This is a genomic window from Nostoc sp. 'Peltigera membranacea cyanobiont' 210A, assembly GCF_002246015.1.
Taxonomy (GTDB): domain Bacteria; phylum Cyanobacteriota; class Cyanobacteriia; order Cyanobacteriales; family Nostocaceae; genus Nostoc.
Map to the genome: position 1 here is coordinate 841,179 of NZ_NOLJ01000001.1, position 12,434 is coordinate 853,612.

The 12,434-nt window shown below is 40.5% G+C and carries 12 protein-coding genes; 5 read left to right on the top strand and 7 right to left on the bottom strand.

Annotation, left to right across the window (positions count from 1 at the left end):
• Positions 1 to 166: 166 nt before the first annotated feature.
• The 3 genes from CDG76_RS35795 to CDG76_RS03595 all read right to left on the bottom strand — a co-directional run bounded on the left by CDG76_RS35795 (position 167) and on the right by CDG76_RS03595 (position 5,238).
• Positions 167 to 325: an MFS transporter gene (locus CDG76_RS35795; RefSeq protein WP_143854016.1), complete on the bottom strand. Its 159-nt coding sequence runs from the start codon at positions 323 to 325 to the stop codon at positions 167 to 169.
• A gap of 50 nt (positions 326 to 375) precedes the next feature.
• Positions 376 to 4,239 (bottom strand): beta strand repeat-containing protein, encoded by a 3,864-nt coding sequence (locus CDG76_RS03590; protein ID WP_143854017.1) that lies wholly within the window; start codon positions 4,237 to 4,239, stop codon positions 376 to 378.
• Positions 4,240 to 4,977: 738 nt separating this feature from the next.
• Positions 4,978 to 5,238 (bottom strand): hypothetical protein, encoded by a 261-nt coding sequence (locus CDG76_RS03595; RefSeq protein ID WP_094347672.1) that lies wholly within the window; start codon positions 5,236 to 5,238, stop codon positions 4,978 to 4,980.
• Positions 5,239 to 5,642: 404 nt separating this feature from the next.
• Here CDG76_RS03595 and CDG76_RS37000 point away from each other — a divergent pair, with 404 nt between their 5' ends.
• The 3 genes from CDG76_RS37000 to CDG76_RS03605 all read left to right on the top strand — a co-directional run bounded on the left by CDG76_RS37000 (position 5,643) and on the right by CDG76_RS03605 (position 8,273).
• Positions 5,643 to 5,798, top strand: coding sequence for a hypothetical protein (locus CDG76_RS37000; RefSeq protein WP_190240744.1), 156 nt, complete (start codon positions 5,643 to 5,645; stop codon positions 5,796 to 5,798).
• A 194-nt stretch (positions 5,799 to 5,992) separates the two neighbouring features.
• Positions 5,993 to 7,486 (top strand): xylulokinase, encoded by a 1,494-nt coding sequence (gene xylB / locus CDG76_RS03600; protein ID WP_094347673.1) that lies wholly within the window; start codon positions 5,993 to 5,995, stop codon positions 7,484 to 7,486.
• A gap of 64 nt (positions 7,487 to 7,550) precedes the next feature.
• Positions 7,551 to 8,273, top strand: coding sequence for a gamma-glutamylcyclotransferase (locus tag CDG76_RS03605; protein ID WP_094347674.1), 723 nt, complete (start codon positions 7,551 to 7,553; stop codon positions 8,271 to 8,273).
• On the opposite strand, the gene CDG76_RS03610 is transcribed toward CDG76_RS03605, so the two are convergent.
• The 3 genes from CDG76_RS03610 to CDG76_RS03620 all read right to left on the bottom strand — a co-directional run bounded on the left by CDG76_RS03610 (position 8,251) and on the right by CDG76_RS03620 (position 9,986).
• Positions 8,251 to 8,625, bottom strand: coding sequence for a DUF120 domain-containing protein (locus tag CDG76_RS03610; RefSeq protein WP_094347675.1), 375 nt, complete (start codon positions 8,623 to 8,625; stop codon positions 8,251 to 8,253). The genes CDG76_RS03605 and CDG76_RS03610 overlap by 23 nt on opposite strands.
• A 135-nt stretch (positions 8,626 to 8,760) precedes the next feature.
• Positions 8,761 to 9,369 (bottom strand): TetR/AcrR family transcriptional regulator, encoded by a 609-nt coding sequence (locus tag CDG76_RS03615; protein ID WP_094347676.1) that lies wholly within the window; start codon positions 9,367 to 9,369, stop codon positions 8,761 to 8,763.
• A gap of 119 nt (positions 9,370 to 9,488) precedes the next feature.
• Positions 9,489 to 9,986 carry a GNAT family N-acetyltransferase gene (locus tag CDG76_RS03620; protein ID WP_094347677.1) on the bottom strand — a complete coding sequence of 166 codons (498 nt, stop codon included), beginning with the start codon at positions 9,984 to 9,986 and terminating at the stop codon, positions 9,489 to 9,491.
• 596 nt (positions 9,987 to 10,582) lie between these two features.
• On the opposite strand from CDG76_RS03620, the gene CDG76_RS03625 reads away from it, so the two are divergent.
• Entirely contained in the window at positions 10,583 to 11,068 is a 486-nt protein-coding gene (locus CDG76_RS03625; RefSeq protein WP_094347940.1) for a beta-lactamase hydrolase domain-containing protein, read from the top strand.
• 400 nt (positions 11,069 to 11,468) lie between these two features.
• Here CDG76_RS03625 and CDG76_RS03630 read toward each other — a convergent pair whose 3' ends face one another.
• Positions 11,469 to 11,792, bottom strand: a complete 324-nt coding sequence (locus CDG76_RS03630; protein ID WP_190240745.1) for a hypothetical protein — start codon at positions 11,790 to 11,792, stop codon at positions 11,469 to 11,471.
• Between the two features lie 469 nt (positions 11,793 to 12,261).
• On the opposite strand from CDG76_RS03630, the gene CDG76_RS37005 reads away from it, so the two are divergent.
• Positions 12,262 to 12,420 carry a hypothetical protein gene (locus CDG76_RS37005; RefSeq protein ID WP_190240746.1) on the top strand — a complete coding sequence of 53 codons (159 nt, stop codon included), beginning with the start codon at positions 12,262 to 12,264 and terminating at the stop codon, positions 12,418 to 12,420.
• Positions 12,421 to 12,434 lie beyond the last annotated feature (14 nt).

The window sequence follows — 12,434 nt, forward strand, 5'->3', positions numbered from 1 at the left end:
ACCTGCCAAAAAATTCCTTTTTAATCTCTTAACTCTGTGTTCTCTGTGCCTCTGCGGTTTAATTTAACGTGAGTTCGACAGAACTAAAAACCGAATAAAGTTAATAGTAAAACTGGACGACGACCATAGCGATCGCTAATGCTTCCCCAGAAGGGTGTAAAAAGAATTACATCAACGAATATGCTGCGAAAAGTAGTGTGGCTTCGTGAGGTTTTGCACCATAATGTTGAGCGTACAAAGGAAGTAATGGCAGGATAATTCCAAACCCTACTAAGTCAATGAATACGTTTAAAAATAATATCAACTTAGCTTTGCTATTGTGCATAAAATTTCCTTAATTTATTTATTTTGTGAGTTGCAATCCGATGGAAAGTTTTAGATCAATACGTTATTATCAATAATGAGCGACTCAGCAGAGACGTTATTTAAGGTGACTAATAAGCTGAATTCTTGCGTGGGTCTAAATCCATCTGCATCGATTTTAATTTGGGTATTGACACCACTAGAAGTAAACCTTAAGTAGCCATCAGTAATTGGATTACTACTGCTGTAACCGAGACTTGCTAACAAGTTTGTCAAAACTAGTTTGTCTTGTTTGGTATTAAAATCAGTGATGGTGTCAGCGCCAGTGCGATCGCTGAAGGCTTGATAAATAAATTGGTCAAAACCAGTTCCTCCCATGAGGATATCATTGCCATCTCCACCCACAAGTTGGTCGTTGCCTCCACCACCAAACAGAATATCATTACCTACACTTCCACGTAAAAAATCATCACCACTGCCTCCATCAATAGTGTCATTACCGCCTTGACCATTGATGACATCATTTGATTTATCAAGACCTTTGATGTTGTTGTCGAGGTCATTAATAAATGTGACTGTGTTGCCTTGAAAGATACTAGTTTGAGTGGAATCAGCATTAATTACATCAAAGCTGTCGCTGGGTTTATTTTCTCCATCGAATAAAAAATTGCCAATTGATATGGAAAGATTATCTAGATTTTCCAGAGCTAAGTTTTCTAAGGTAACTTTAGTATCGCTGTCAGCAATTCCTTCAAATGTAATCTCTACATTGCTGCCGATTTGAGTTAGAAGTAAATTTTGCGCTGTTAAGCCAGTTCGCTGGAATTTCATAGTATCGACTTCGGCGATCGCTGCTGAAGAAAGACTATTACCTCTACCGACACCTGTAAAATTAACAATTGTATGGCTTCCCTCGCCATGAGATATAACAAACTGTTTTTTACCGCCAGTACCGGAAACTGTATCTGATTCATCAGCACCAATATCCACAGTGGCGAACTTCACACGATTAAAACCAATGCCACCTTGGTCGAAGGGGATAGCTTCTGTGGTATTACCGTTTTTATCTAAATCAGTTGTGTCTGTTGGAATATTGGCATTATTGCCAGCATTAACAGCAATACTAGTCGGAATTAAAGCATGAGTCGCTGTAGCTTTCTCATTATTCTGCAAAATCGGGTTGAGAACCTGATTGATGTTTGTAATGCCCGCTTGGGCAAAAGTAATATCACTACCAGTACCAACTGTACCAACTGCCCCAGCAGTAGTAGCAATTAAGTTATTTGCATTGCCTGCGATCTGACTGGTGTCCCTATCACTAAACAAATCAGGTGCTTCACCACCAACATCAATATTACCAGCAACAATAGTGTTTTTGAGGGTGACACCTTCAACCGAAGCAAAGATTCCTCCACCGTTGCCAACTCCATCATTGTCGGCATCAGCTTTGTTATTGGTAACAGTAACGTTAGTGAAGGTAGTTAGGGCATTGTTATATAGTCCACCACCATCGCCAGTGCTTTGATTGCCAGAGATTGTACTATTGACAACATTAATTGTATTAACGTTATAGATACCACCACCACCACCTAGCACTTGGTTATTGGCAAAGGTACTGTTGATTATATAAGCTGTTCCTTGGTTATAGATACCGCCGCCTAAAAAAGCTTGATTATCTGCAAAAGTACTGTTAATGACAGTCGTACTACCAAAGTTAGCGATGCCACTACCCAAGTTTGCTTGGTTGTTAGTTACAGTAGTATCTGTCAAAGTTAGAGTCGTACCGCGATTAACTTGAATCCCGCCACCAAAGGCAAATCCTACATTACCTTGAGCAATTTTCAAATTATCAATTGTGACATCTGTCCCATTCTTTGATATTTGGAAAACGCGAGAAGAATTGTTGCCACTGATTGTTAAATTGTTTGCCCCTGTTCCAGAGATAATCACATCGTCTGTAATGTTCAATTGCCCAGAGGTCAAGGTAATACTTTGGGGAGTAGCAAACACTCCAGAAGTATCAAAGCTGACTGTATCAGCGCCTGCAAAATTATTAGCGTTTTCTATCGCTTGTCGCAGCGACCCTTCTCCACTGTCATTGATGTTAGTGACTACTGTATCGTTAGCAGCAATAGTCACACTAGCTGTTGCGTTTGCTGTATCAATATCGTAAGCTGCATTGGCAACTAAATTCAGTTTTAAGGTTTCATTTCCTTCTGCTGCAATATCGTTAATGCCAGCAAGGTTAATATCAATCAAGCTTTGCCCATCTGGGATTATAACTGTGAGGTTATTACCGGAAACCGATACATTACCACCATTCAAAGTGTAATCTTGAACAGAAGCGCTACTGATGTTATTAAGAGTCAGGAAAACTGTTAAATTGCCATTCGTATCAGTGCGGTTGAGGCGATAAGTGCCTATTGTGCCGTTTTCTGTGGCTGTGGATGCGATCGCACTCAGACTAACATAAGATTTTTGAACTTCAAAAGCACCAATATCAACACTGCCAAATTTGATGCGGTCAAATCCTGTACCGCGTTGGTCATTAGTTACGCCAGGAAGGATAAAAATATTATTACCAGCGTTAATGGCAACTGAGTCGGCCAGTAAGGCTTGGGTTTGGGTAAAACCGCCGTTATTGGCTAAAGAACCTAACCCCGGATTGGGATTTACAATATCGTTGCCAGTACCAATAGTTCCAATTGTTCCGGCAGTACTACCTACAAGATTATTGGCATTGCCAGTAACATTGCCAAATATATCAGGAGCTTCATTACCTTTATCAAAATTCGCAGCTATGATGCTGTTTTTCAAGATAATATCGCTATCAAAGACAACATCAAAGTTAAAAATTCCTCCACCTTCACCATTACCATCATTGTCTGCATCTGCTGTATTATTAGCCACGGTGCTGTTAATGGAAGTCAATGTTCCGCCACTTTGAAAAATCCCGCCACCGTCTAAGTTAGCCTTATTACCAGAAACAGTACTATTGATGGCTGTAAATGTGCCATTGAAATTGCCGACACCGCCGCCAGACAGACCAGCTTGGTTGCCAGATACCGTACTATTAACAAGTGTGACTGTACCTCTATTGTCAATACCTGCATCTAAGTTTGCCGAGTTTTCAGATATTGTGCTGCTGGTTATGGTAGTTGTACCGAAGTTGAAGATGCCCCCGCCACGAGTAGCTGTGTTGTTAAAGAGTATGCTGTTACTTAGATTAAGAGTGCTACCATTATTAACTCGAATACCACCTCCAGTATCAAAACCGGCATTCCCATTGCTAACAGTAATAGCATCAATGGTGACATCTGTTCCGGTTTCAGAGATGTTGAAGACACGAAAAGCATTACTTCCGCTAACATTAAGCTTATCTGCACTAGTGCCTTGAATAGTGACATTATCAGTAATTGCCAGTTGATCTGATGTCAAGATAATTCGATCGGGCAAGTCATCAGTAAACACAGCCCCAGCAAAGCTGATTGTGTCAGCCCCAGCAAAAGTATTAGCATTTTCAATCGCTTGCCTGAGTGACCCTTCACCTCTGTCATTGGCGTTAATTACTACTGTATCGTTATGGTTAATCGTAACGGTAGCTGCATTTTGCGTGGTATCGATGTCGTAAGGTGCATCAGCAGTCAAAGTGAGTTTAACTGTTTCATCAGCTTCGGCTTGAATGTCATCAATGGCAGTTAGGTTTATATCGACAAAACTTTGTCCATCGGGAATAACTACTGTGATGTTATTTCCAGAAAGTGTTACGTTGTTGGCGCTGAGATTGTAGTCATCGATCGCAGCACTACCATCAATGGTAAGTTTGACGGTTAAATCGCCAATAGTGCGATCGCGACTAATACGGTAAGTCCCGCGAGTGCCACCTTCTGTAATAGTAGAGCCTAAAGAGGTAATTGCAGCTTTAGATAACATCATTCTCAGTATTTTTATGCCAATATTAGAATTGAAAGTGTAATCAGGCTAAAACAAAATATTTATAAAATAATTTCTCATTCTCATCTCTGTACTGTTATTTTTAGAAATGTTATCAATATGGATAAATATTAAATCTCACTAATTTTTAAAGTAAATATATATTATATTACTGAAAATATTTCTACACTATAAATAATAAAATAAATATATTTAAATTTTAAAAGATACTCCAGCCAAGTCTTTGTTTAAGATAAATCTTAATAGTCCTTACCTTAGAAGTTTCTTTTAATACTCTCTATTTTAGTTAAAATTAATCGCGAACTACTAGAAAATGCTTTATAAAATAACCGATTTTGAAGTTTTTTTCAGACTATATAATTTCTTAAAGTTAATAGCGTTTTGGTGATTGAGAAACTTTTTCACCGCTACCTGAAGAGAGTGAAAGGTAGTATGTACTGCTAAATTCCCTCAGATAAAATCTTCAAACTTTAACAGCTTTTACTTTCACTAAATCTCTATACAGGTAGCAGTAATAATTTTACACTCTGTTAAGTTCAAAGCAACAATTTAGTTACTTTGAATCATACATATTATCTTGGACTAATACCAATTCTCTGTGAAGCTGCATATTATTTTGCTCCCTCCCAGCCTCCCCGCAAGTTCGGGGAGAGGCCGCAGGCGGTAGGGTTCTTTCTATGCTTCTTCATACAAAATTGCTATAAATTAGAACAATTTTATTTAGCCACCAGATAATGCTTTTAGGAAATTATAACCAACTAGTAAAGTCCCAGTTGTACTGTTGAAAACTGTATTATTAACAACCTTATTCCCGGCTTGTCCAGCATCAGTAGTTATATCGTTAAGGTCACTCCCAGTCTGTGTAAGAGTACCATTCAACCCATCGACAGTACCACTAAGACCGGTACCACCATTACAAATTTTGAGTTCTTCTTCAGTAAGTTCAATTATCACACCTAAATTCACGATTTCATAATTCATAATTTGTTACCTTCAGGCTAATGTTTGTTAACGGGACTTAGATATTTTTGAGCAGAAATAAGCCTCAAACCCATACAGATTAAATAAAATACATCAAAGACTCAAAAATGCTTGAAACCTAGATATATTAAGAAACTAGGCTTAACCATGTCCAAGGATCTCTGTATATAGATTTGAGTTTTTTTATGGCTACTTTTTGTTTAAGTCCCATTAATTGCATACTAATATTCTCATTTGTGAACATAGCTGTCAAGGACAGTTAAGACAGTTAAGACAGTTAAGCAATTAATTAAAAAAATATAGTGGACAGTTAAGACATTCAATTTAAAAATTAAGTCCTAACTAAAGAAAAAGTAAGTCATCAATAACTGATTTAATATCTGACTTTTCCCGTTAAGTCTCTTATGCAAGCTGCCAGCCCTCTCTACGAGACGCTACGCGAACACAGAGGTCGTGTAATTTTAACCAGCCTCGCCACAGTACCTGGATACCAATGGGTGTTTTGCTTCGATGTTCGAGGTAGCCACCAAGACGAGCAACAGGTTCAACAGTCCAACTAAACAGTTAACGTGAGTTCGATGGATAGAAAAGCCCAAAAAGGTTGCTAGATATGAATTTGCTCAACTGGGAAGGTCATAAGGCGATGCCTGCGGCGGGCTACACCTACGCTAAGATTGATTGAGAATGGGGAAAAAAGTCACAAAAAAACGCCGAGACTAAAAATATCTAAGAAAAAATAAAATAGGAGAGAAAATTGACTGATGTTGTAATTGGCTTAGATTTGGGTACAGGAGGAATACGAGCGATCGCAGTTAATCTGCAAGGGCAAATTATCGCTCAGTCAACCAGAAGCTATCCTCTATTAACTCCACAACCCGGTTGGACGGAACAGAACTCATCAGATTGGGTTGAAGCCAGTTTGGATGCTCTCTTCGATGTTACTCAACAGCTAAACGGACATCGTGCGATGTCTGGCGACAAGCCGCTGCGCGTCTACGCCCTCGGTTTATCTGGACAAATGCATGGTATGGTTCCTCTCGACGCAGAAGGCAAAGCGATTAGACCAGCAATTTTGTGGAATGACCAGCGCACAGGTAAAGCTGTTGCTGAGATTGAAGCTGCTATTCCCCGCCATGAGTTGATTCAGCGGACTGGAAATCCAGCAATTACAGGGTTTCAACTGCCGAAGCTTCTATGGTTGCGGACTGAAGAACCACAAGCTTATGCTCGGCTGTGGCAGATTCTTTTGCCCAAAGATTATCTGGGATATGTGCTAACGGGCGAAGCAGTAACAGAACCATCCGATGCCTCTGGTATTGGCTGTCTGAATCTGGCGAATCGGCAATGGGATACAGATATTCTCCATACTCTTGATATCAATCCAGCGTTGTTCCCTCCGGTAATCGAATCTACCGCGATCGCTGGACGGCTAAAATCAGAAATAGCCGCCCGCGTGGGATTACCTGTGGGATTACCTGTAATCGCAGGTGGAGGTGATAATGCCGCCGCCGCCATCGGTTTAGGCATCTCATCAAGCAACCTAAAGCGAGGTAGTTTGAGTATTGGCACATCGGGAGTTATCTTTGCGCCGTGCGATCGCCCAATTCCCGATCGCGAAGGTCGGGTACATTTGTTCTGTCATGTGGATGGTGGCTATCATCTGCTGGGAGTGACGCTAGCAGCAGGTGGTTCTCTGCGTTGGTATCGAGATACATTTGCACCGCATATATCCTACACCGATTTGATGGATATGGCAGAGCGATCGCAGCCTGGGGCGCGTGGGGTTCTATTTCTACCCCACCTCGCCGGAGAACGCAGTCCTCACCTCGATCCAGATACTCGTGGTGCTTTCGTGAATCTGTCATTAGCTCATACCCAGGCAGATATCACTCGTGCTGTGCTGGAAGGGGTTGCATTTAGCTTGCGAGAAGCATTGGAGGTAATTAGTGCGATCGCTCCCCTCGATCAACTCTTAGCAACGGGTGGAGGCGCACGTTCTCACATCTGGTTACAAATTTTGGCAGATGTTTTGCAAACCAAACTCATTGCTCCCAAAGCTGAAGAAGGAGCTGCTTACGGAGCTGCTATTTTGGCAATGGTGGGGATTGGTGTTTATCCCAATTTAGAAGCTGCACATAAGATTTTATCGCAGGATACTAATGTAGTACAACCGCAGCCAAATCCTTTGTATGAAGCAGGGTTTAACCGTTACAAACTACTTTACGATACCTTGAAAGCTGTTCGTTGATAATTAAACTATCTTAAAGTTAGAGTGAATTACTGAAGATTTACAGAAAAGAATAATCTACATTATGTCACTCAATCGTAGCGACCTCGAAGCCGGAAACATACAGACAAGACTATTAGAAGCATCACACTCTGGAATCAAGCTAACTACCCTGAGCGAAGATGAGTTACAGCGATCGCTTGATAAAATACTACAACAGCAGCCACCAAATTCTGATATCTGGATATTTGCCTACGGTTCGCTAATTTGGAATCCCCTAATCACATACGTCGAGCGTCGTGCTGGGATCATTTATGGTTGGCATCGGCGCTTCTGCACATGGATGATCCTCGGTCGCGGTACTCCAGATAATCCCGGATTACTCTTAGGACTCGATCGGGGTGGTAGCTGTCGTGGCGTTATTTATCGCATTGCCGCTGCTGATGTCCCATCCGAATTACCGCTGATTTGGCGACGAGAGATGTTAGCTGGTGTCTACGTTGCTCGTTGGGTGAAGGTTTTTGACGGTACGCAGGAATTCCCAGCGATCGCTTTTGTTGCTAATCGCCAACATCCCAGATACGCTCATCAGATACCATTAACAACTACTGTTAATAGCATTGCCACCGCATCGGGAAAATTGGGTGACTGCGCTGATTATCTGATGAAAACAGTTGAGGGATTGATGGCAGAAGGCATTAAAGATAGACAATTACTCTGGTTACACAAACAAGTGTTGGCAAAACAACAAGCGCTTTTAGTTAGTGGCGATCGCTCTATACCGCCTATTTCCGGGCAACAGCCATGATGTGAGCGCTCATCCCCAATATAGAGGGTTCGGTTTCTAACCAACGAATTGCTTCTAAAATTGTTTTTGGATGATCTCCACTTTCAGTATTATTTTTGTCCGTTCTTAAGATAAAAGCATCTCTGCCAAATATCTGACAAGGAACAATGCTCACAGAAACAGTCCCTCCATATTCTTCCTTTTCCAGACGTATAACATTTTTTGGGAGATGGTAAGGTTGATCTAACTGAATATTTAAAGTTCTAGGAAAGAATTTCATTCCGGTTTTTCTCAAGTAATATTCTTGGAGTTTCTCAATCCAATAAGAAAAGTTTCCTAAACCACTGACAACCTTACCTTTTAAGATTTTCATATATCTTTATGTATATAAATAAGCTGGTATTTATATCGGTTGAACTTAAAGAATAATTCAAAATTCAGAAACAATAATTTGTCTCTAATTTCCCCTTTCTCCCTGCTCCCTGCTCCCCTGCTGCCTATTTCAACCTTAAAGCGGAGTTGTACTGATACCGCGCACAAAAATATCTACACAAGTTTCGATATAGTCGTCACAGCTATAGTTGCTAGAATTGAATTTTGCACTGCGGCATAGCATTCCAGCTAACAGCATTCCTGTAAACATATCGACAGCCGGAAATGGATCGAGGTCTGCTCTGACAGTGCCTCGTTTCTGACTCGATTGCAAGTAAGCTACCAGTTTTTCCGCTAAGGGCTTGGCAGCTTCTTGAATAACTTGTTTAGCTGCCTCTGGATGACGTTTGGCTTCTCCAATGAAGGTACGAATTAAGTCCTCCTGTGTCTCTAGCATAGTATTGTAAAGATGGGCATACTGTTTTAAATCAATTTTGAGATCCTGTGTCCACGCTTCGGAGTGTGCAAGGGCTTCTGTCTGGAGTGCTAAGGCATTTTTCATTACTGCTCCCAGAAGTTGTTCTTTGCTGGCAAAGTGGCGAAATAAAGTCACCTCATTCACACCAGCAACACGAGCTATTTCACGGGTAGTTGCTCCTTGAACACCTAAACTGGCAAATACCTGCAAGGCGGCTTCTATCAAACGTGTACGGGTGAGAGTTGATGAACGGATAGTTTTATGCATTTATGCTGGCAAGTACTTACTTTCATCATAGATTATGTAGAAAAAGTGGTCGTAATTTGGGGAAAATAGTGTTTATGCCAACATTTTTAAAGTTATTGAAAATATTTACCTTCTCAAATTTATTTTGGTGTGGTAGCTAATGTTTTACTCATTTTAGTAACTGGAACAAATATCCCACTTCTTAAATAATGAGGTGCTTTTTGGATGGCAGTAAATCCTAGTCGTAAATAAAACCCTTCAGCATAAAGGCTAGCAGTTGTAATTACCTTATCTATGCCTTGCTCAGTTGCTTCGTCACAAAAATGTTGAACTAAAGCACGGCCAATCCCTTTTCCTTGATATTTAGGATGGACATACAACCCGATGAGTTCATCAACAATGAAACTAGCAAAACCTATAACAACATCTCCCTCCATCGCAACCCAGAAAGATTCTGCTTTCATACTCTTCAAGATATTTGAACCATCAGGTTTATCGCGGTAATTGCGCCAAGCTAAAAGTTCTTTTTGGGTGTAGAAAGTTGCAGGTAGAGCTTTGATAGCAGCAATATGAATTGCACTCAGTACCCACGCATCTGTTTCTTGGGCAGGTCGAAGAGATATTTCGTTAGCGCTCATAGGTTCAGGGCAGGGGGCAGGGGGCAGGGGNTTCCCTCCGGGTGGGGTAATGCCGGAGCCAATTCCAGTTCATGTTCGCAGAGTGATTAAAGCCGAAAAAGGACTGACTTTTGAAGAAAGATTGTGGTCATCTACCCAGTTTAAAAAGAAAAATTGTTCTATTTAGGGACTTCCAAATAAAAAAATACCCAACAAACTCTCTCCTCCTCATTCCTCTGTGTTCTCTGTGTCTCTGTGGTTCGTTTCATTTGGGTAATTTATTTCTTGGAAGTCCCTTATACCCTTGTTCACGAAAATCTCGATCCAATTGCTCTCCCAGCTTGCCCAATAGTATAACTCCTGAAATATAATCTACGGTAATTTTATCGATGAAAAGTATAACAAGCTCTAATCACCACTAATACTATCGATAAACCGTATATTATGGATAAAGCAATAAAATAACCAACTTCAAAAGACAAATTTTGAAGTAATCAAGCAATATCTTGTGATATTTGGCTAATTTTGTTGTGTTTATTTTGAATATCTTCTCAAAGCTTGTTCCCTTAGAGTATTTAGCAAGCTGGAAGACATCTAGAAAGTTAGAAGGAGTGAATGTGATCAACGCCATACAAATTAACGAAAACTTGACAACAACAGGACAAGTCATACCGAAACAGCTTGAGCAAGCTATTCAAGAAGGTTTTAAGTCCGTTCTCAATCTGCGATCGCCTGATGAACTAGGATTTTCTAAGGATGAGCAAAAAATAGCAGAAGCATTGGGGCTGTATTATCAAAATGTTCCACTCAAGGTGGATCTCAAAAATTTGAATGAAGAGGTGATTACCAAAATCCTCACGACACTCGAACAAATCCCGAAACCAGCAGTTGTGCATTGTGCCGCCGGGATGCGATCGACTGGAATTGCGCTGTTGAGTATCGCTATCCAGGAAGGATTAACGCCAGAGGAAACCTTAGCAAAAGCAAAAAATCTCGGCTTTGGATTCTTTGAACACGCTGGCGTTAGTCCCCGATTGAAGCAATTATTTGTGGACTACGTTAACAAACACGCGAAGGTAGCTTTACCTGCTAGCTGCTCTTAGATACTAGTTATTTCTAATTGTTATGTCCTAATAGACTAGAAGGCTGCTATACAAATCATTGAAGAAGAATTCAGAATTCAGAATTCAGAATCCAGAATTCAGAAGTTAGGATTCAGAATTAAGATGCTCTCTACGTTCGCGCTGCGGCAGCGAGTGCCACAGAATTCAATTCTGTTAGCGGATAGCTATAGCGCTTACTAATCATACAAGGTACATCATAGTCCCCTCCTCGCTTGCGGGGAGGGGGTTGGGGGTGGGGTTCTTGTACCTCACTCAACTGAGAACCGCTATAAGGTTTAGCCCATTCTGACTCCTGAATTCTTTCTTCTTAAAAATTAAAAACTGCTCTTGCTGAAAGTAGACAAGAGCAGTTTTTAGTAGCAAAGCCCAACATAAAAATTTAGGCATCTTCAAGTTCAAATTGAGCCACCGTAACGGCGTTCAAAGCGAAAGCTAAAACTAATGGCATCGGCGACTGAAACCAAAAGGTAAAAAGAACAGCTAGGATTGTGCCTGTTACTGCGGACATTGACCACAATCGTTCTTCAAAAGTCAGTCCTTTTTCGGCTTTAATCACTCTGAGAACATGAACTGGAATTGGCTCCGGCATTACCCCACCCGGAGGGAAAGCCCAGAAGTTGTTACGTCGCTCAACAAATAAATCTGTCCAGCCATTTTCTTGGCACCATGCCTCAATCCATTGAAGTGAGTAATGATTCATCATCGGGTTTCAGAGTTCGGTTTGTAGAAGTTTTGTGCTTGGTGAATGTAAACTCTTGGAGATTCCTGAAGAACTAACTAATCGCTATAAAGTTAACGCTAATTATCGATCTTTAAGCTTTGTTAAGCAATTGAGACGCATATAATTACAACTCAAACCTTGCTTTCATTAATTAAAAGACTAACAGTTCATGGGGGCTGTTGAATTTAAAAGACAACAAACTTTACTTGAAAAATGGCAAGTCAAGAATTGTAAATAACTCCATGAGTATTACTGCTCAAAAAAGCTTTTTGTATCTTGAAAATTTAAATCTACGAATGAAGAATTGTAAATAAGTCAACAAACATAGGACATAGGAAACATTGCTTTATTCAGCTAAATTATTCCTTTAGAGTTAGGAATTTCAAGTTTTATCTTCATCAAGAGCGATAGATTATATTCCCCGTCTCTGTTTTGCTAAAGCTTGCTTGATGTGAGAAATAATTTATACTCAGTCATTGCGATCGCTATTGTATTTAAGAAATATTGTTCTGAATATCTAATTTTAGTGCGATCGCCTACGGCGGGGCTTCTCCTGTCGGAGACGCTCCGCGAACGCCCATCGCCGATTGCCACTCTCTACCTCAAGTAGCAGGGATAATTTTG

Bases quoted from the DNA above. Each gene is read 5' to 3' on its own strand.
- CDG76_RS35795 (WP_143854016.1), bottom strand. From the start codon at position 325: ATGCACAATAGCAAAGCTAAGTTGATATTATTTTTAAACGTATTCATT.
- CDG76_RS03590 (WP_143854017.1), bottom strand. From the start codon at position 4,239: ATGATGTTATCTAAAGCTGCAATTACCTCTTTAGGCTCTACTATTACA.
- CDG76_RS03595 (WP_094347672.1), bottom strand. From the start codon at position 5,238: ATGAATTATGAAATCGTGAATTTAGGTGTGATAATTGAACTTACTGAA.
- CDG76_RS37000 (WP_190240744.1), top strand. From the start codon at position 5,643: ATGCAAGCTGCCAGCCCTCTCTACGAGACGCTACGCGAACACAGAGGT.
- CDG76_RS03605 (WP_094347674.1), top strand. From the start codon at position 7,551: ATGTCACTCAATCGTAGCGACCTCGAAGCCGGAAACATACAGACAAGA.
- CDG76_RS03610 (WP_094347675.1), bottom strand. From the start codon at position 8,625: ATGAAAATCTTAAAAGGTAAGGTTGTCAGTGGTTTAGGAAACTTTTCT.
- CDG76_RS03615 (WP_094347676.1), bottom strand. From the start codon at position 9,369: ATGCATAAAACTATCCGTTCATCAACTCTCACCCGTACACGTTTGATA.
- CDG76_RS03620 (WP_094347677.1), bottom strand. From the start codon at position 9,986: ATGAGCGCTAACGAAATATCTCTTCGACCTGCCCAAGAAACAGATGCG.
- CDG76_RS03630 (WP_190240745.1), bottom strand. From the start codon at position 11,792: ATGATGAATCATTACTCACTTCAATGGATTGAGGCATGGTGCCAAGAA.